The sequence below is a fragment of the Paenibacillus sp. FSL P2-0136 genome (genome assembly GCF_037975325.1).
Taxonomy (GTDB): Bacteria; Bacillota; Bacilli; order Paenibacillales; family Paenibacillaceae; genus Paenibacillus_AQ; species Paenibacillus_AQ silagei.
This window is the reverse complement of record NZ_CP150244.1, coordinates 6,602,543-6,621,847: the sequence shown is the minus strand read 5'-3', so window position 1 is coordinate 6,621,847 and position 19,305 is coordinate 6,602,543. Positions and strand designations below refer to the sequence as shown.

Sequence of the window (19,305 nt, the reverse complement as noted above, 5' to 3'; positions counted from 1 at the left end):
ACCGCTTACAATATCACAATCTCTACTTCCCCAGCGGCAGCCACTTCAGCACATCGCGGATCTTGGTATCCCAGTATCCCCACTCATGCTCGCCCGGCCCTTCCTCGTAGGTCAGAGACAGCTTGGTCTTGGAGCAGGCCTTACGGAAGACCTGATTATCCTCATACAGGAAATCCTCGGTTCCACAGCACTGATAGAGCAGCGGCTTCGGCCCTTTGGAGCGGTTCACTTCCTCTAGCAGCCATAGCAGATCTTCCGGAGAACCAGCAATGTCTTTGTCCCCAAAAATCTGCAAATAATCCTTGGTTCTCTGCGATGGATCTTCAAAGTTCAAGAAATTGTGTGCCATATCGAGTGCCCCGGACAGACTCGCTGCTGCGGCCCAGTCCTGCGGCTTGCGCAGTCCCAGCTTCATTGCCCCATAACCGCCCATCGACAATCCCGCCACGAAGTTATCCTCGCGCTTGGCCGACAAAGGGAAGAAGGAACGGGCAAGTGCCGGTAACTCCTCACTAATGAATGTCCAGTACTTCCCGCCCGCCTCCATATCCGTGTAGAAGCTGCGGTGGACCTGCGGCATAACAACAGCGATGCCCAGCTCTGCTACATAACGCTCAATCGAGGTCCGGCGCAGCCAGATCGAATCATCGTCAGACAAGCCGTGCAGCAGGTACAGGGTGGGGTGTAAGGTCCCTTTGGAGACATTACTCATTCCGATCTGCGTAGTGGTCTGCTGCGGCAGAATGACAGTCATCGAAGTACTGAGCCCTAGCACCTCCGAATAAAATTTACATTCAATCAAAGCCATTTGCGTATCCCCTTTCTGCCCACATGATAGCACAGCCCCTACCTGATATAAACTGTAGATTTCTCCAGATTTATTGTCCGCAAGCATTGCTGCTGCCGGAGGAGAAAGAATATAATGGAAGTAGGTAGAAAGGTTCATATAAACATGCAAGGACACAGGACTGAAGACATGGATAAACCCATAATTTGAATTTCAATAGAGTATAGGGAGCGAACATAATGTCCTGGAAAGACCCATGGAACCGCAGCCGCGAGCGGAGCAAGGAAGCGGGCTTCACCTTAATCGAGGTGCTGGCCGCCATCGTCATTTTGTCGATAGTGTCCCTGGTGCTGACCTCCTATTTCACCAACGCCATGACCTATTCCAAGTCGAATCAGAACAAGACGATCATGGTCAATCTGGCGCGTAATGCTTTGTTTTATATGGAGAAGCAGGATTTTGAGGCGATGAGCAAATATTTTAATGTAAATGATACAAATCCCAACGCTGCACACCCTAGTATTGAAGCTAAGCAGTGTACAAGTACTTCTTGTATGTATAGTAATGAAGATTTCATCAATTCATCGGTTTTGCCTGAAGTGCTGAATCCGGTAATTAATAATATTCCCTATCAGGTGAACATAACATACCAGGCAGATTTGCATCGGGACATGCTGACAGGGGGAGACAACCGCAAACAGGAAATGGCTCCTTATCTGATCCCTGTACAGATAGAGGTCACCGGCCCGGGCGGCCCGAATGCGAATACAGCCAGCACGGTAGTGGAGGGTTATATTACTGATGAGAAAATACGTTGAATGCCTAAAATCACAGCAGGGCTTCACACTGATTGAGCTGATCGCCGCCATAACTATATTTTCAATGGTTGTAGGCATGATCTCCATGGTGACTATGTTTGGATTCCGCAGCTATCATAAGATAACTATTGAGAATTCACTTAGAGATGAAGCAGACATCATTATGTCTTCGATTATAAATGAGTTATACATATTTGCTCCTGAGCGGGTAGAGAGAACAATCGATAATGACGGAATTTTGCTAAAAAAGAAAAAAAGCGATACCGACTCTACGCTTGAAGTGATTAAGATTGCTTTCACTCAGGGGAAATTGGTCATCGGTGCTGAAACGGATGCGCCTTCTAATGACTCCCGGACAGCAGTGAAATCAGACCTGACAGGTTCACTCATTTCTTCGGCGACACCTGACGGAAGATCTTGCACTGGTACATCTCCTTGTGATAGCGGACTAATTGAGATTACGCTCGAATTGGCTCAGAAGTATGATGGCAGGGATTACACCATGGAAATGAAAAGTAAATTTGGATTTTAGGAGGATGCTGCCCATGCCTGGAGCTGGACCATCACTGCATCATGAGAGCACGGGGAAATGGAAGGGATTCGCCGGACGCATCCGGGAAGAACGTGGATCAGCACTGGTGCTAGTGATGTTTATTGTGCTGCTTCTAACGATTTTGGGGCTAAGTGTACTTTCAGCAGCTGTTGGGGGCGCCCAGCGAACAGAGACGCGTAAGAACGATGTCCAGAGCCTGCATCTGGCGGAGAAGACACTAGACGAGGCAGTGGCCTACATTACATCAAGTTTGAATAAAAGAGTAGCAGCGAGTGTAGATATGAGCCAAACAGAGGTGGATGCTGCAATTAAGGGCTTCTTGAGTAACCTCAAGAGTATGAATAACCCAGAGGAGACTGGCAATCCTAGTGCACTATTTGCCAGCACCGACCTTCATCAGTCCGACGGGGGGAAAGCAATTGGTACCATAGTAGATATTACTGATCCTATCACCACTGAGCAGGGGCAGTCCGTTAGCTACACCGTGACTCTTACAGCTCAAGCGGAGGTTAATGGAGTGGTACGCAAATTAAAACAAAATGTGGTAGTTGATACCTATCCTGATTTTCTGAAGTATACTCTGGGCTCAGAGAACAATCTGATAATCAATGGATCGCCTTATATTAAAGGGAACATCTATGCAGGGAATAGGCTGGAAATCAGCGATACTGCTAATTATACATATTCGAATCCTGGCTCATTTGTATCCAGACCCTTCGAGTTAGTCGGTGAGGCGCATGTGCAATCCCTTAACAAGCTCGTTTATAAGGCGCATGACAGGATGGGGGAATTGACGGGAAATGAGGTTACAGAAGCAGGTATTATTTCAGCAGAAAAAGTAAAAATCAAAAGCCACCGCAGCTTTGTAGAGGTGAATGTTAAATCCTCTTTCATTGATAAGGTTCAGGAGGCTGTAGGTACCAGTGCCAGTAGACAATCTATTCTCAATAACATAAATAATCACAGTTTAGCGGCCTATCTTACTAGCAATTATGAAGCTATATTTGATCATACTGTGCTGCCTCCTAAACCAGATCCGGAAGATACCACAGAGGAAGGGATACAGTCCCGAGAGGAATATGATAAGGCGGTTAATATTCTTACTAATCCTAAGAAATCACTTGTTTATGCAGGTGACTTAACCATAGATGGAACGGAACTGACAGGGATCAACTATACGCAGAAGACAAGCTCAGCTTATCCCGATGCCAAGCATTACTGGTACATTATTGACGGTAATTTAACTATTGATAATTATGGTGGTCTAACTCCCATTGACATACGTGCCAATATTTTGGTTACGGGTAAAGTTCAGATCAGAGGGAAAGTACGGTTTGACTCCACTATTTTTGCTCTGAAGGAATCAAATGCCCCCAGCGGCGGAGAAGATTTCACTACAGTTGTAGAGGATGCTTTTATTGAAGGACTGAATGGGAAAGAATTAGTCTTGATGTCTCAGGGGCAGATTTTAATTAACCGGCTCGCAGCTTTTGATAATACAGAACCGGCTCCATTGGCTGCGTTCTTTTATACCGATTCTAATGCCCAGTTGTACGGGGTAGGGTCTATGTTTTCTCTTATAGGCGGGTTCTTTGCCAAGGGGGATTTAACGATTAATGCAGTTCGCGGCACAGCACTCCGTGGAGACTCGGATATTAACATACAAGGCAATAATAGCTTAATCCGATTCAAGGCTATCTACAACGATCAGATATTTACGGATCAGCAGGCGGGGCTTCCCCGCGTCAAAGCTGTTAATATTCGGGTGGGAGATTTGAGGTTAGAATAGTTTAATATGCCTAGGATACTAGGAAGTAAAAAGAAAACGGATGTCATCTCCGAAAGGGGAGACATCCGTTTTCTTTTGAAGTTTATTTAATAACGGTCTTCATTGATGACATTCACCAAAGCGGTCACTTGGATCTGGGGGTTTTCTATAGAAGTTGCTGTAATTCGGGAGGTGCCCTTAAGCAGGCCTATTATTACTCCCTCTTGGGTGATTCTGACCACAGCAGTATTACTACTGCTCCATGCTAGCTTAATCTCAGGCTTCATGGACGCAGGGTCTACATCAAGATCTTTAGTAAATAAATTAAGCTCGGTGCCTACTCTGATGTTTATAGGATCTGTCAAACGCAGACCCTCCAGACGGGTCCCTACAGTTACTTTGTAAGTAGCTTCAACGGGCTTATCAGCAGGCGCTTCTTTCAGGGCGGCCTTCAAAATTACCGGCTTGTCTTGTTCCGTAATTTTCACGCCTGCCAGCTCTATAGTACTGGTATCTGGGAGATCAATAATTGTTGCATAGTTGCGGCCGTCACCCTCTATGGTCCAAATATATTTGGCCGGGTCTGCTTCCAACGGATCAAGCACAACAACTTTTAAAGTGATTTTATCGTTAACTTTGACTGTATTTGGCCCAGTTATGCCAATTTTCTGAACTGGATTGGTAAAGGCGACCGTCACCTCCTGTGGAGGTGTACCTCCTTCAAATGCCTTGGTCTTAGCGATGGCGACCAGGGTCACTTTTCCGGACTTCTGTGCCAGGAGTGACGCATGATCCCTTACAGGAAAGGCCGAGTCAACGGTAAGTATTGCCCCTGCGGTGTTGCTACCCTCTTTAATGGCCCACTCATATTGTTGGACGATATCGTCTACTGTATCATAGCTGGCCAAGTAGTCTGTAAGAGTACCTACGTAGGAAGAAGCCGGGCCGCTGATATTCAGTTTTGGGGCTTTGACGGTAACATCTGCACTAGCTGTGAAGGTTCGATCTGCTGCATCAACAGCCGTAAGTCTTATGGTGGCTACCCCAGGTGCAGCTCCCCACACCACACCTGTATCAGAGATGGTAGCAATCCCGGGATTCAGAGACTCCCATTTGAGTGCTGGAGTGTTTGCATCATTAGGCACGATTTTTTTCAGCAAGTCCATGTTCAGGTCGGTGTTAATCCGGATTGTCGCTCCCTCTAGTGATAAACCAGTCATCTTGACGTATGCGGTAAAGGTTAATTCTGCAAATTCTAGCGTTGTTCTCTCCAGAACCGGTGCTGGTGTCGGGCTTGGTGTTGGAGTAACGGTTGGTACAGGTGTTGATGTTGGTACTAGAGTTGGTGTGGCGGCAGGTGTGGTAGGCTGCGGCAGCCCCGTCTCTCCGCTGAACCTGACATTCATTGGAGTCCCTCCGCCATTCAGCGAAGCACCGATGATGTTGCCATAGACTCTTCCGTTATTGAATTCAATGGCGGCCCGGGGGGCAAGAACGGTTCCTTCGATGTCGATCGAGCTGATATTAAGTCTGGTTGCAGCATCGATGGTACCATTCGTTTTATTGTAAAAGTTATAGATGACCTTGGAGCGCTGATGCTCCAATTCACTGCCGGAATATTTGTCAGCACCTTTGCAGCTATCCATACTATACTTGTAATCCTCAATCGTTTTGCTACTGGAGCAGAATACAAAGGACGTGTTCTGTAAGGTGGCATTAGCACCTGTAACATTCAGAATGACGGTCGATCCTTTGGGAACATCAATTGCTACGGTATTGGTGATGGTCTGGCCGTTAATTGTGAAGATATTAGTAGCTTGCGTTCCCTTGAGCAAGGTTTCGCCCCAATCATAGCGTTTGGACTGGCCATTGTCAGGAAGGTTGGCAAGCGCATCAGATTGCTGCTGCAGATAATTGAATTCTGCGGCAAAATCGATCGGGTTCCCCTGCTTCAATTCCCCTTTGATGTGCACATTGTTTGCAATTGATGCAGTTCCCCCTACAATTACGTTCCCGTTGACGGAGTCGTTACTGAAAGTGAGATTGCCCCCGACAACCATTGCGTCAAGCGTACGCGGGTCACCTGTGAAGGCGCTGGCAATGCCGCTGCCGCTGGTAGTCACATTGCCTCCGGCAGCAATGGTTCCTTCGATCCCGCCTGTCCGGTTAATGTTCCCCCGGATGAACAGGCTGAAATCCTTAGCTACCCCAAGCGGAGGGACTCTAACCACCTGTGGCGGAGCCGGAGTCTGGCTGGCTGCGGGAACCGGGGGGGCAGTTTCCGTTGCAGTAGCCGTAATCCCTGGTGTTGCAGTCGCCAGCTCTTCCTGCTCAGCATGCAGATCCACGTAACTTAACTTAGAATTATCCAGCGTATAATCCTGTTTGGCGGTCGCGGTGGCCTTAATCTCGAAGCTGATCCCATCAGTAGCATCCGGCACATACGTCAATCCGTCCGGCGACAGGTGATAGTTAAATTTTCCAAGTTCCTTAGTGAGCGTGTAACCGGAGCCTTCATTACCGCTCTGGGTGAATGCTCCTGCGGCCAAATCACTGAACCTAAGGCTTGGCGGAAAAACCTCGGAATATTGGACATCGGAGATCACCGGCTCCTTGGAGCCAAGATCTAAGCTAAGCGCTGGAATAGGTTTTGGAATGATTTTATACGTGATCGTAAACGTTTCTCCCCGCTCCACCTTATCCTTGGATAACGACCTGCTAATAGACAGATTCGCTTGTACCTTCTCCACGTTGACTGTAATGATCTTGGAATCTAGCGCACCCTGTTTGTCCCTGGCCGTAATTTCAATCTGAAGTACGCCGTTCTCATGCAATGGATTATCAAAGGTATGGGTGACAGTCTCACCGGATAGAATTGTCTTCTTGTTCATAGCATCAACCTGTACATAGTTACCTGTCTGTTTGTCGCCAACCCATTTCCTGACGGTAATATCGGTAATCAGTTCATTATCCTTGAGATCCAGGTCGGTAGCTGAATAGCTGACCGTTAACTTGTCATGATAAGAAGGCTTGGTGCTCATATTCTGCGGTGTATGCACAGTGATCTTCGGAGCGTGGTTGGCGCCGATGAAAGCACGGTACATGGTGTTGACGAATAACATCTGCTCCCAGTCCGGAAAGCCTGTGCTAGTGTGTCCCGTTCCCGAGAAGGTAATATTGCCGACAGAATAGGTATAAAAGTGATTATAGCTATCATCCGTATCCCGTTCTGAACCTGAGATGTTGTACCACGGGATGACATCCGCCCGTTCCAGGTTAAGCGGGAAGAACTGGTCATGTGTCGTAGCAACGGTATAACGGCTGGAGTTGCTTCCACTCTTGTCTAGGTTGAATGGGTATTGCGTCATTAGCCCCTGGTTGACAGGCACTACTTTAGTGGACGGGTAAATCGCATTACCGCCCAGATAAGTCCGTGGCAGAGCTTGTCCAACCATGTCATGGAAATAGTAACTCCAGTAATTCAGGTTATTGGCGCTTTCTTTGTAAGGCGCATCCTTTTCACGGAAAATGGTATCGTGCGTCAGCATCAGACTTTGCTTTGTTTCCTCAGCGAAGGCCTTGACTGCCCGGGCAGCCGCTTCGGATAGCATCGGTGTCGTGGCCCGGTCATACATGTCCAGGAAGCCAAATACGACCATGTCAAAGTTCCCGTTAAGTCCTGAGGTTCTGTCATCAGCACTGGTATGCTCCGCAATGTAGTTATTGAACCAGGTCATGTCATGAGGTGTAATGATTAGTTCGTAGTAATCAGGATTTTTCAGATAAGCTGCTTTCATGTTTTTAGTATTGAGTAAGTTACTATCGGTCTTGCCGGCAGGCATTATCTGTAGCACCTTAATCTCACGCTTAACGCCTTTGTAGAGAAAATTGCCGGTGTCGAAATCCTTCAGTCCACTTAATGTACTTACTTCCATTCTCCAATACAGAGGCCCGGAGAAGGTGGAAGGTAAAGTGTAGCTTAAGGTATCGGTACTTGAGGTTACTTCTTTGGTGGCAACCGCAGTCTCCTCTGTCATCGGCAGGGAGGAATCCACATTTATATAAAGCTTGATGCGTACAGTATTAGTTCTTAAGTCAGGGATATTGTTGAGTTTAATAGGAAATTCAAGGATATCTCCGGCTTGATATAAGGTTGTAGAGCCTTTGCTGTAACTGTCCGGCTTGTGAGTAATGGTTAGTCTCGGCCGTTGTTTAAGTGCCGACATTTGCGGCCAGCTTTCGTTCTTAATCCCGGTTGTAAAAGTATCGAGTTCATTCTTGTTCTTCAGAAAAACTACATTGGGGCGGGTCGAAGTGCGGTAAGGGTTGAACGTTTCGTATAGAACACCTTCAGTACCTTTTGCTTTCTGCTCAATGAAGGTCTCTTCACGAAGGATAACATTCAAGCCTTTGTTAATATAGTAATCGGTGATCTCTTGGGCCTTAAGGCGTGTAATATCATTCTCAACATTGATAGTCTTATGTGCCGACTTGCGTTCGTCTTGGGTAGAATTGCTGTTACTGTTTACGAGATTTTTGCTAAAAGCCCCCTTGCCGATGTAAATGGCATCATATTTGCCGTCCCAATTATCACGCAGAGATACGAAGCGCTTCATAGTCATTGTATCAATCTCGATGCTTTCTACCCCTTGAAGACTATCGAGTTCACTCAAGGGGTACTTGTCATTGGCATCCAGTTCTAAGCTTGCAGTACTGGTGGGATCTGTGATCTCCAGAATACGGATCGTGTATGTATTATCAACTGCATTAACGGATAAAACAAAAAAATGAATGCTTAAAGCGATTAGCAGCGCAACGAATATCCCCCCTGAGAAATAAAACCATGTTCTCCGCCGGAATAATTTCATTCAGCATCTCCCCCGATAAGAAGTGGAATAATTGGTTGGTAGATTTATCGAAAATTTTCGCTAAAATTGTCTAACAATTGGAAATCATAATTGTAAAAAAAACAGTTATGTGCTATATATCATTCTAGGACAATTTACCTTCATAGGCAATAATAACATATGTAAAAGATACCTTAAATTTAAGCAATTAGAACTATAAATTCAATGAATTATCAGAAAAACACTTCTGTAACACGCAAAGTCCTGGGCAAGATAGATTTCGGTTTTTTTCGGAAAAATGGAAATTGACTTTCCACTTCTGCTAAATGTTATGAGGTTCGAATATTGAGGAATTTAAGTGAGAGCTGGAGATGAGCTACTGTGCCAATCATAAAAAAAAGACTTGGAGATTTGTTGGTAGACAACAGCATTATCTCGCAGGAGCAGCTGACTGAAGCACTGGCGGAACAACGCAAAACCAAACGAAAGCTTGGGGACCTGCTGATCTCGCAGGGCTACATTTCAGAACAACAATTAATCGAAGTATTGGAATTTCAGCTTGGTATACCACACGTTAGTTTGTTCAAATATCAGATTGATCCGGCTATCACACAAATTATTCCGGAGAGCATGGCCAAACGCTATCAAGTGCTTCCCTTCATGAAGGAAGGCGGCAAGCTGATGGTCGCTATGGCTGATCCGCTGGACTATTTTGCTATTGAAGATTTGCGGATGAGTACAGGATTCAGAATTGAACCTGCAATCTCTACCAGGGATGAGCTGCAGCGGGCGATTGCCCGTCATTATGGTATGCGTGATTCTATGAGCCAAATGATGGTAGAGTTGCCCACTCAGGAAGAGATTGAAGAGACCGAGATTACGGATGAGGATTCACCAATAGTCCGGCTGGTCAATCAGATGATTCAGCAGGCAGTAGCCTTGCGCGCATCCGATATTCATGTAGATCCGGGAGAGAACAACCTCTCCATCCGATACCGGATCGATGGAACACTGCGGACAGAACGTGTAATTCCCAAACAGATGCAGGGCTTTATCACCGCGAGATTGAAGATTATGGCGAAGCTTAACATAGCCGAGCGCAGGCTTCCCCAGGACGGACGCATCAAGATGCAATTTGATTACAAGATGGTTGATATCCGTGTGTCGTCCCTGCCGACTATGCATGGAGAGAAGATCGTGCTCCGGCTGCTGGATCTCAGCACTGGCGTCAAATCCGTAGACAGTCTCGGCTTCAGTGAGTCGAATGCTGCTGTATTTAGAGAAATGATTGCCAGACCGTACGGAATTTTGTTGATTACAGGGCCAACGGGAAGCGGGAAAACAACGACCTTATACTCTGCCTTGAACCAACTAAATGTGGAGAGTACGAACATTATAACCGTCGAGGACCCGGTAGAGTATCAGCTTGAAGGGGTCAATCAAGTGCATGTGAATGCTGCGGTCGGTCTCACCTTTGCGGCTGGATTGCGATCGATTCTGCGGCAGGATCCCAATATCGTTATGGTCGGGGAAATACGTGATACTGAAACAGCAGAGATAGCTGTCAGAGCATCGTTAACCGGACATCTTGTTCTATCTACATTACACACCAATGATGCTATCAGTACCATTTCGCGCCTTAGGGATATGGGAGTTGAGCCTTATTTGATTGCCTCGTCCCTTATAGGAGTAGTTGCCCAGCGGCTTGTGCGTAAAATCTGCCCGGACTGCAAAGAAAAGTACAAGCCGTCGGAGCAGGAAGCGATCATGCTGCGGAAATACGGCCTGCCTACAGACTATTTACACCGTGGACGGGGCTGCGGGAGTTGCAGCACTACAGGATACCGTGGGCGAATGGCCATTCATGAAGTCCTGACGATAGACGACCACATGCGGCAATTAATTACCGATCTGGCATCTGTTGATGAATTGAAGGCTGCTGCCCGGCAACGCGGGCTTGTACAACTAATGGAGGATGGCTTTCTTAAGGTTACACAGGGAACTACAACACTCCAAGAGGTCCTGAGAGAGACTGTATCGCAATAAACAAGAATTGATGGTTCTAAATCATGCGTTGAGGAGGATAGCCAATGACTACTTTCACGAGGAACATCATAGAACTGCTCCATATGGCCTATACCTCCAAAGCATCGGATTTGCATATCTCCGTAGGGTCTGCACCTGTAATCAGAATTGATGGAGTCCTGCACCCTGTTGAAGGAGATCGGGTCACGGCTGCGGAATCACAGGCAATGGCAGGGGTGCTTATGGGGGAAGGGAATAGCGGTATTTTCAATACTGCTGGAGAAATTGACTTCTCTTATCCGCTAGATAACGGAGTACGTTACAGGGTCAATGTGTATCGGCAGCGGAGCGGGGTAAGCATTGCAGCCCGTTCTATTCCTGCGGAGATCCCGTCACTACAGCAACTATCCATGCCGCTCATTCTGGAGAGCTTGGCCAAGAAGCCGCAAGGTCTGATCCTGGTGACAGGCCCTACGGGCAGCGGCAAGTCCTCCACACTGGCAGCAATGATTCATTCAATCAATCAATCGGAGAGCAAACATATCGTAACGCTGGAGGATCCCATTGAGTTCTTGCACAGCCATGGTAAGTGCTTAGTGGATCAACGTGAAGTCGGGAGTGACACCCACAGCTTCGCCAGCGGTCTGCGGGCGGCATTGCGGCAGGATCCGGATGTTATCCTGGTCGGTGAAATGCGTGATCTGGAGACGATCTCGGCAGCCGTTACTGCGGCTGAGACAGGGCACCTGGTACTGGCAACTCTACATACAACGGATGCACCACAGACGATAGACCGGATTATCGATGCTTTTCCAGGCCATCAGCAGAATCAGATTCGTTCGCAGCTGGCTTCAGTGATGCTAGCCGTAGTCAGCCAGCGTCTATTCCTAAGAGCCACAGGCCGGGGGCGGGTATGTGCAACGGAGATTCTGGTGAATACACCGGCTGTGGCCAATCTGATCCGCACGGAGAAGACACATCAACTAAAGAACGTCATGCAGACCAGCAGGGCGCTGGGGATGCACACACTGGAGATGAACATCCGTGAACACCTTGCGGGTGGTCTTATAACTCCTGCGGCAGCCAAAGCCTATATGAGCGAGGTGAACGGCTAATGGCATTATTTGAGTACCAGGTTAAGACACCGGCAGGCAGACCAATCAAGGGGAAGCTTACCGCTACGGATAAACCAGCTGCCATGGACGAGCTCCGTAAGCGTGGTCTTACCGTATTCTCACTGGTCGAACGTAAAACCTCCCTTCTGCAGATGGATATTTACATAGGAAATCCTGTTAAGACGGTTCACTTTATTATTTACTGCCGCCAATTCGCTACGCTAATGAGGGCTGGAGTATCTATCGTAGACGCCACGCGGATTCTGGCAGAGCAGACGGACAGCAAGCCGCTACGCAAAGCACTTCAGGATGTAGGTTCCAGCCTGCTGCGGGGGATTCCGTTCTCCCAAGCCGTGCAGGATCACAAGCGGATCTTCCCGCCGCTGTTTGTCAGCATGATCCGTGCAGGTGAGGAATCGGGAAATATGGAAGGGACGCTGGAGCGGCTGGCGGTATTTTTTGAGAAACAGCATACAACGACTGAAAAGATAAAATCTGCGCTGACTTACCCCATCACCGTTGGCGTCATGGCTGTCGGGGCAGTTATTTACCTGCTGTGGGCGATTGTGCCGCAGTTTGTCACCATGTTCGAATCAATGAATGCAGAGCTTCCAGCAATTACTAAGATGGTGCTGGCGCTCAGTAAGAGTATTCAGGGCCAATGGTATTTCTGGATATTGGGAGTACTCCTCTTGGTGGTTGCTTATCAAATAACGAAACGTACCGAGAAAGGTGCATACGCGCTTGATTATGCCAAGCTGAAGGTACCCGTTTTCGGTAAGCTCAATCAGAAGGGCTCGATCGCGCAGTTTACCCGGACCTTCTCATCACTCTATGCAAGCTCTGTACCGATTCTGCAATCCCTTGCCATTGTTGAAGAGGTGGCAGGAAATAAGGTGATTGGTCGTTATATCCGCAGTGCAAGTGATTCGCTGAGACAGGGAAATCCGCTTTCTGATCCGCTTAAGAAGGCATGGGTATTTCCGCCGCTGGTGACACAGATGATCGCCATCGGTGAAGAGACAGGGGCACTGGATACGATGTTATCGAAGGTTGCCGATTTCTATGAGATGGATGTGGAGAATACGGTGGACCGGCTGAAGTCGCTGTTAGAACCGCTTTTGATTGCTTTTTTGGCAGGGATAGTGGGAGTGATTGTTGCCGCCATTATGCTGCCGATGTTCAGTCTGTACGGCAATATGTGAACCTTGCGGTTCCTTGCAGCTATTGAAAGGGGTGACGCCGGGAAAACGGCGCGGAGGCTGAAGCTAAGCCGCTTCCGCTGTGCTGGACGTTGGAGAGAACTGCTTCTGTACCAAGAGCACACACTACTAAATTCAAGGGGGACACGAAATGTTAGCGCAGGCGATTAAAAGAAGACTTAGTAAGAAAGAGAACCAAAAGGGGTTCACGCTGATTGAGTTACTGGCGGTTATTGTTATTTTGGGGATTATTGCGGTGATTGCAGTTCCAATGATTAGTGGAATTATAAATAAAACCAAAGTAGATGCTGATCTAGCTACTGCTCGCCAAGTGTACGAATCTGCAAGACTATACGTAACAGCAGAAAAACAGGGCGTATTCACAAGCACTAGTGGAATGACTGTAACCGTAGCAGAGTTGAAATTGAAGAAGTATTTAGATAATGGGATAGTCCTACCAAGCACCAAGGAACCTCTTTCAGGCGGTAATGTGTATTTTGACGCAGATGGTACTTTAGTTAATCTTGTGGCTGTAGATCTTAGAACATCTACTCTAAATACAGATTCAACAATGAAGAAATACAAAGAGACCGAAATTCTTTCAACAGAAAAAGAGTGATTTTTACTATTGTATATTTTAAGGAATCGGACTCATTCCGGTTCCTTTTTTAAAATCCCCGAAAGGGACAACCATCAACTATGACTACATTTATCGCAATCTATATAACGCTGCTAGGTCTGACGCTTGGCTCTTTCTTCAACGTAGTAGGTTTGCGGATACCGGCAGGAGAGTCTCTGGTGCATCCGCCATCGCAATGTCCTAAGTGCAGGACCAGGCTTACGGGAATGGATTTGATCCCGGTGGTCAGCTATCTGTTCTCGCGGGGGAAGTGCCGGCATTGCGGAACTCCGATATCCCCTGTGTACCCGCTTGGTGAAGCGGCGACAGGATTCCTGTTTTTGGTGATGTATCTGAGATTGGGGCTGACCCTTGAGGGCGTTACCGGAATACTGCTGGTGTGCCTGGCGGTTATTATTACGGTCTCTGATCTGAGATATATGCTGATTCCTGACAAGGTTCTGCTATTCTTCACGCCGCTCTTCCTGGTGCTAGTTCCTTGTTTGGCAAAGGTTTCGCTGGGGGCTCATTTGCTTGGCGCTTTATGCGGAGGGGGCATTCTGCTGCTGTTGGCTCTCTTCGGGGGCATGGGAGTTGGTGACGTTAAGCTGTTTGCATTGCTGGGCTGGATTATCGGATGGCCTAATGTTATTTTGGCCTTTCTTATAGCATGCGCCTTGGGGGCCGGAGTGGGCGGTATATTGCAGTGGTCCGGGGTCATTCAGCGCAAACAGCCTGTTCCGTTCGGGCCATTCCTGGCGCTCGGCGCACTGCTGTCGTTTCTGTTCGGCCCAGACATCATCAGCGCATATCTTTCGTTTATCGGTTAGGGGGAACATCATCGGATGATGGGATTAGGTCAACAAGCAGTCGGGATTTCCATAGAGGAATCCGCTATCCGCTGCGTCAGCTTGAAGAAGAATAAAACATGGGAAGTCCGCAAGAAAAAGGTGCTTCCATTACATCCCGGTATAATTGTAGAGAATCAGATTGCGGATGGGGAGTCGCTGCTGGATATTCTTAAGCCCTGGGTTAAGAAGCAAGGCCTTCGCGGAGCTAAGGTATCCTTAGCCATCCCGCCTGCTCAAATCATAATCCGTAAAATGAGTATTCCCAGCACAAATGAGAAGCAATTGGAGCAGCTTGTGAAGCTTGAGGTGGAGACGGGGCTGCATCTGCCTTTTGAAAATCCGGTATACGACTATGTAACTACTAGTGTTGATGAAGACCAGAGCCACCTGCTGGTATTTGCAGCACCGCGTAAGCCGATTCAGGATTATATCGATATCTTGGAAGCTGCGGGCTTGCGGGTAAATAGTATCGAAATATCCGCAACAGCGTTAGCCCGAAGTATCATGCTGAATCAAGGTCAAACCTTTGCAGAGACGATGCTGATCCATTTGGAGCGTTCACTGCTGGATATTTATATGTTCCGTGAGGGGAATCCTGTCTTCATCCGAACCATTAATGTTGCGGATCTTCAAGCAGGCAGGACAGAACCGATGGCTGTTCCTGGGCGAGAAGAGATCTCCTACAGGTCAGAGGTAGCTGCTGCTTATGAAAGTGCAGAGGAGCGTTTGTCGCCTGAGCAGATGCTGGAGATTACGGCGGAAATCTCACGGATGCTGAATTTCTATCAATATAGTCTTCATGACGGAAGTACAAGAATCAGCAATATTCTGATTACAGGAACACCTGGTATACGCGGTCAACTGCATGAGGAGTTGAGCCAGTCCTTAGCGGAGCAGGAGATTATTCCTTTAAGCCTGGATCAGCTTGAGTCCAGCGCGGCGAGAAGCGAGGATCAGCAGTTGAACAGCTACCGGATAGCTACCGGAGCTGCATTAGGCTATGGCCGAAAGCATATTAATCTTTTGCCGCGAGAAGACCGTGAAGCCATGCTGTTTCCTTATTTGGTCATTGCACTCGTTGGCATTTGGCTGCTGGGCATGGTGGGGAACGGGATCTTTTATACAGCCAATAAGGGGCAGATTAGTAATCAGTCTGAGCAGATTCAGGGTCTGAAGGACCGGGGTGAACTACTTCAGCTGGAGCTCGCCAAGGCTAATAATGGAGGTTCAGGTAAGCTGGACCGTAAGACTGCCGTTGAAGAGATTCTAAAGTATAAACAGAATATCGTTCCTATATTAAACGAGCTCGCATCCGGTCTGCCGCAAGGGGCGTCGTTTAATAGCATTGGCTACACGTTCCAAAATTCTATTGACCTAACAGTGAAGCTGTCCAAAATGGAAGATGCGGCCAAATATCTGGCTGAATTGCGAGAAATGTCCTTCGCTGTAGACGTCCTTGTTCAAAAGTTGTCTGAAGGAGATTTATCTGGCAATCTACCATCACCTACTACTCTAAAAAGCTACTATACAGCGAATTACCATGTTAACTTGGTCAAAGATCGGCTGCAAGAATCTGCTGCTTCTACAAACCCGGGGGAGGCGGATGAGCATGGAACAAATCAATAAATATCGTTCACCAATTGTGCTTGGCGTTCTTGTTTTGTTTCTGCTATTGTTCGCTTTCTTCTTGCTAGGATTTCAACCTACAACTAGTAAGATTGCAGAGCAGGAATCAGAGATATCGCAGTTGGAACAACAGAACCGACTCATGGAGAACAAAATACAAGAGTTTAATAGTTCAACGGCTGATAATGGTGCGCAGGATGAGCTTCTAGCCAAGCTTCCACGAGGAGACAATAGTGAGCAGTTAATTATTGACTTACAAACTATTGGAACAATGACCAATGCCAGATTGAAGGATATCGGCTTTGCGGTGGAGGATAACAATCCAGCTCAGGTTATGACGGGTTCTTCCGAAGCTGCATTTCCGGCAGTAAAGACAGTGAAGATGGATGCACTGGTAGAAGGGACTTATAACAATGTCCTGAGCTGGATGAATGCATTACAGCTTCTGCCGCGTATTATAAATGTGGATTCATTCAGCTTCCAGCACTCTAGTAATGCCAAAAATATGATTTCAGCCAATATTACTTTCACAGCATACTATGAGAAGTCAAAGGATACCGCTGACTAATCCTCCCCCCAACTCTGCCCCCCATTTACATGGAGGGCAGAGTTTTTTTACGCATTTCCCCCATTACCCGTTTATACCCCCAGGTGGTTTGGGTATTACAGCTTACGGGCTATTGTAATGTTATACAGTACTTATCGCAGCAGCTTAGTCTGAAGTACGCTTCAGGCTACCACACAGGAATACGAGGAGGCGTTCAAGATGAAGAACAAAAAATGGATGATCGGGTCACTGGCATTATCACTGGGTCTTGTCTCTGCAGGGGGCGGAGCGCTTGCGGCTTCACCGGTGGCAAGCATTGAGGGCGTAAGAACGGTTGCGGCGTCTGCGCCGGGCAAGGAAGGGCCAGCGACCATTAACAATCTCACTGAACGGAGCGTTGTTCCGCTGGTGGTTCATGCCAAGAAGCTATATACGTATGCCAGCCGGGGAGGCAATGTATTCAGCCCGGAGCGGTTCACTTATAAAGCACAGGAGTACCGCTATCTGTCCAGTGATCTGGGCTCGAAGCAGCAGCTGATGAGTTACATCAAGAAGGGATTTACGCATAATGCGGCCGCCTTCTACGCACAGACACAGTTCCTGGAGCATGAGGGCCGAATGGCGCAGGTCAATTCCGATCTGGGCAACTCGCTGGATTTCACCAGAGCGACTGCACGGATGGTCTCCAAGACTGCACAGGCGGCAGTGTTCGAGCTGACTGTACCTGCTGAAGGAGCGAACGGGTCGTCCGAGGTAGTAACAGTGAAGCTGAAGAAGGTTAACGGTTACTGGAGAATTGATATGTCGCCGGATACCCTTTTCTAAGCAGCAGAGGCTTCAGGCTCCATCCAGCGCTTCATAAATAACGGCTGTGCCGACCTTGTCACAAGGAGGGCACAGCCGTTTCTGGTTGCCATACACACTTCAGATGCTTCGGCGAACCGGAAGTTAACGCACCTTCACGCCGTCCTCGACGAGCTGTCTGCGCGGGGATTCGGGCTGATCGGATTTGCTCATCCCGCCGCGGTTGATGGCGATAACACGTTTCTGGGCGTAATAGGTATCGCGGGAGAGCAGATTTCTTTCTACGGCTTTACCATCTACGTGGCGGGTAATGTAAGTTTCAACTACATAGCCGGTTTTGCCGGCAAGCAGTACCCGGGTTCCGCCCTTGGGGAGCGACGCATCACTCACATATTTATCTGTAGGGGGCAGCACCTCGACGGTTCTGGATTCAACGGAATAGGTGACGTTCTTCGGGAACGTGCCGAACAGCTTGATGGTCAGCGTGCGCCCCTGGACTTCGGATTTGATGATCAGATATTTGCCGGTGTTGTTGCGGAAGCGGAAATTAATATACCCCTCGGCAAAAGTGGCGTCCTGCCCCTTGGGCAGATAGCTGACCGGAAGCGAGTGGTTGCGCCGTTCTACGATCTCCAGCCCGGAGCGCAGCGCGGCATTATACAGGGTGCTGGAGACCTGACAGATCCCCCCGCCGGTGCCGGGCTGGAGCTTGCCGTTCACGATGACCGGGGCTTCGCGGAAGCCGTATTCGGTCTGGGCCTTCTGGATCGCTTTTCCGTAATCAAAAACCGCATTCGGCGGCAGCACCGTGCCGTTTACAGCTTTGGCGGCCGCCTCCACATTGAAGCTGCGCCCGGGGCCGCTGGCCCCGAGGGAGGTGCTGAACTGGACGATTTTGCGATCGATGCCCTGATCCTTGAGCGCCTGTAGTGTGATCTTCGGCTGCTTGACGGCAAGGGGAACTTCCAGCTGAATCTGCTGATCCTGAAGTGTGCCGTCAGCGGCCAACCGGGTAGGCACCGCCGCCTGCATCGCAAGCTCCAGCGCCTGCCAGTCCACCTCGTAGGAGGAGGTGCCCGGCGTATATACGACCCGGTCATCTCCGGTGATCCGCCGGACCGCATCGACCGGAACGCCGAAGGAGGCTTTTTCCCATTCGGGATTCAAAAGACTTCTGAGCTGCGCAGTCTGCAGCTGAATCTCCATATTCCAGCTGCCGGACCAGCTGCGCCGGGCTTGTACCCGCTCCATCAGCGTGCCGTCTGTCAGCGTCTTCAGCGCCTGGAGGAAGTCCCCGGCCTCATAGGTCACACCTGCCTGCTTAAGGGTAACCTTGCGTCCGGCATTATTTTTTGCCTTCAGCATGAGTGGAGTGGCTTCCAGCGCCTGAAGTCTTGCATCCATTCCGGCCGCTACGTCAGCGATGTTCATTCCGCCAACCTCCCAGCCAGCGATAACGGTGTTTGCAGGTAGGGTAGGTTGGGTCCCGTATAGATGAAGTCCTCCGGCAGCCAGCGAACCGGCCAGCATCAGACCGAAACCCGCGATGAGAGCGGCGTGTATTTTTTTCATAAATAATCTCTCCTTCTATGGGGGCGAAACCTGATGTTTTTATGTATATGTAAGGATTCGGTAAAACTTTCGGGTACTCAAGGGGTTATGGATTTGTTACAATAGATACGCCTGCGATAATCATGCAGTTTATGGAAGCTCCCCCGGCCCGGTGGCCCGGCGGAAGATGTC

Annotated in this window: 14 protein-coding genes; 11 read left to right on the top strand and 3 right to left on the bottom strand. The window is 48.5% G+C overall.

The window, feature by feature from the left end; all coding sequences use genetic code 11:
* Nucleotides 1-22: 22 nt before the first annotated feature.
* Entirely contained in the window at nt 23-808 is a 786-nt protein-coding gene (locus NYE26_RS28250; protein WP_339251777.1) for an alpha/beta hydrolase family protein, read from the bottom strand.
* Between the two features lie 218 nt (nt 809-1,026).
* Between NYE26_RS28250 and NYE26_RS28245 the strand changes: the two genes are divergently transcribed.
* The 3 genes from NYE26_RS28245 to NYE26_RS28235 are packed head-to-tail and all read left to right on the top strand — an operon-like array spanning nt 1,027 to nt 3,947.
* Nucleotides 1,027-1,605 carry a prepilin-type N-terminal cleavage/methylation domain-containing protein gene (locus NYE26_RS28245; RefSeq protein WP_339251775.1) on the top strand — a complete coding sequence of 193 codons (579 nt, stop codon included), beginning with the start codon at nt 1,027-1,029 and terminating at the stop codon, nt 1,603-1,605.
* Nucleotides 1,589-2,137, top strand: coding sequence for a prepilin-type N-terminal cleavage/methylation domain-containing protein (locus tag NYE26_RS28240; protein WP_339251773.1), 549 nt, complete (start codon nt 1,589-1,591; stop codon nt 2,135-2,137). The genes NYE26_RS28245 and NYE26_RS28240 overlap by 17 nt, the downstream gene beginning before the upstream one ends.
* Before the next feature lie 13 nt (nt 2,138-2,150).
* Entirely contained in the window at nt 2,151-3,947 is a 1,797-nt protein-coding gene (locus tag NYE26_RS28235; RefSeq protein ID WP_339251771.1) for a hypothetical protein, read from the top strand.
* Between the two features lie 86 nt (nt 3,948-4,033).
* Here the strand turns inward: NYE26_RS28235 and NYE26_RS28230 are convergent, their stop codons facing one another.
* Nucleotides 4,034-8,794 (bottom strand): DUF5057 domain-containing protein, encoded by a 4,761-nt coding sequence (locus NYE26_RS28230; RefSeq protein ID WP_339251769.1) that lies wholly within the window; start codon nt 8,792-8,794, stop codon nt 4,034-4,036.
* 360 nt (nt 8,795-9,154) lie between these two features.
* Here NYE26_RS28230 and NYE26_RS28225 point away from each other — a divergent pair, with 360 nt between their 5' ends.
* From NYE26_RS28225 to NYE26_RS28190, 8 genes are all read left to right on the top strand, one after another.
* Nucleotides 9,155-10,819, top strand: a complete 1,665-nt coding sequence (locus NYE26_RS28225; RefSeq protein WP_339251767.1) for an ATPase, T2SS/T4P/T4SS family — start codon at nt 9,155-9,157, stop codon at nt 10,817-10,819.
* 44 nt (nt 10,820-10,863) lie between these two features.
* Complete coding sequence (locus NYE26_RS28220; protein ID WP_339251765.1) at nt 10,864-11,913, top strand: type IV pilus twitching motility protein PilT; 1,050 nt, start codon at nt 10,864-10,866, stop codon at nt 11,911-11,913.
* A complete protein-coding gene (locus NYE26_RS28215; RefSeq protein WP_339251763.1) occupies nt 11,913-13,118 on the top strand; it encodes a type II secretion system F family protein in 1,206 nt (401 codons plus the stop codon). Before NYE26_RS28220 ends, NYE26_RS28215 begins: the two co-directional genes overlap by 1 nt.
* Nucleotides 13,119-13,266: 148 nt before the next feature.
* Entirely contained in the window at nt 13,267-13,734 is a 468-nt protein-coding gene (locus NYE26_RS28210) for a type II secretion system protein (protein ID WP_339251761.1), read from the top strand.
* Nucleotides 13,735-13,814: 80 nt separating this feature from the next.
* Nucleotides 13,815-14,564: a prepilin peptidase gene (locus NYE26_RS28205; protein ID WP_339251759.1), complete on the top strand. Its 750-nt coding sequence runs from the start codon at nt 13,815-13,817 to the stop codon at nt 14,562-14,564.
* A 15-nt stretch (nt 14,565-14,579) separates the two neighbouring features.
* A complete protein-coding gene (gene pilM / locus NYE26_RS28200) occupies nt 14,580-16,211 on the top strand; it encodes a pilus assembly protein PilM (protein ID WP_339251757.1) in 1,632 nt (543 codons plus the stop codon).
* On the top strand, nt 16,195-16,779 hold the full coding sequence (gene gspM / locus NYE26_RS28195; protein ID WP_339251755.1) for a type II secretion system protein GspM: 585 nt from the start codon (nt 16,195-16,197) through the stop codon (nt 16,777-16,779). The genes pilM and gspM overlap by 17 nt, the downstream gene beginning before the upstream one ends.
* Before the next feature lie 198 nt (nt 16,780-16,977).
* The gene (locus NYE26_RS28190) at nt 16,978-17,583 is read left to right on the top strand and encodes a DL-endopeptidase inhibitor IseA family protein (protein ID WP_339251753.1); all 606 of its coding nucleotides are present in this window, start codon (nt 16,978-16,980) and stop codon (nt 17,581-17,583) included.
* A gap of 123 nt (nt 17,584-17,706) precedes the next feature.
* Here NYE26_RS28190 and NYE26_RS28185 read toward each other — a convergent pair whose 3' ends face one another.
* Nucleotides 17,707-19,134, bottom strand: coding sequence for a VanW family protein (locus NYE26_RS28185; protein ID WP_339251751.1), 1,428 nt, complete (start codon nt 19,132-19,134; stop codon nt 17,707-17,709).
* Nucleotides 19,135-19,305 lie beyond the last annotated feature (171 nt).

Bases quoted from the DNA above. Each gene is read 5' to 3' on its own strand.
- NYE26_RS28250 (WP_339251777.1), bottom strand. From the start codon at position 808: ATGGCTTTGATTGAATGTAAATTTTATTCGGAGGTGCTAGGGCTCAGT.
- NYE26_RS28245 (WP_339251775.1), top strand. From the start codon at position 1,027: ATGTCCTGGAAAGACCCATGGAACCGCAGCCGCGAGCGGAGCAAGGAA.
- NYE26_RS28240 (WP_339251773.1), top strand. From the start codon at position 1,589: ATGAGAAAATACGTTGAATGCCTAAAATCACAGCAGGGCTTCACACTG.
- NYE26_RS28235 (WP_339251771.1), top strand. From the start codon at position 2,151: ATGCCTGGAGCTGGACCATCACTGCATCATGAGAGCACGGGGAAATGG.
- NYE26_RS28230 (WP_339251769.1), bottom strand. From the start codon at position 8,794: ATGAAATTATTCCGGCGGAGAACATGGTTTTATTTCTCAGGGGGGATA.
- NYE26_RS28220 (WP_339251765.1), top strand. From the start codon at position 10,864: ATGACTACTTTCACGAGGAACATCATAGAACTGCTCCATATGGCCTAT.
- NYE26_RS28215 (WP_339251763.1), top strand. From the start codon at position 11,913: ATGGCATTATTTGAGTACCAGGTTAAGACACCGGCAGGCAGACCAATC.
- NYE26_RS28210 (WP_339251761.1), top strand. From the start codon at position 13,267: ATGTTAGCGCAGGCGATTAAAAGAAGACTTAGTAAGAAAGAGAACCAA.
- NYE26_RS28205 (WP_339251759.1), top strand. From the start codon at position 13,815: ATGACTACATTTATCGCAATCTATATAACGCTGCTAGGTCTGACGCTT.
- pilM (WP_339251757.1), top strand. From the start codon at position 14,580: ATGATGGGATTAGGTCAACAAGCAGTCGGGATTTCCATAGAGGAATCC.
- gspM (WP_339251755.1), top strand. From the start codon at position 16,195: ATGGAACAAATCAATAAATATCGTTCACCAATTGTGCTTGGCGTTCTT.
- NYE26_RS28190 (WP_339251753.1), top strand. From the start codon at position 16,978: ATGAAGAACAAAAAATGGATGATCGGGTCACTGGCATTATCACTGGGT.
- NYE26_RS28185 (WP_339251751.1), bottom strand. From the start codon at position 19,134: ATGAAAAAAATACACGCCGCTCTCATCGCGGGTTTCGGTCTGATGCTG.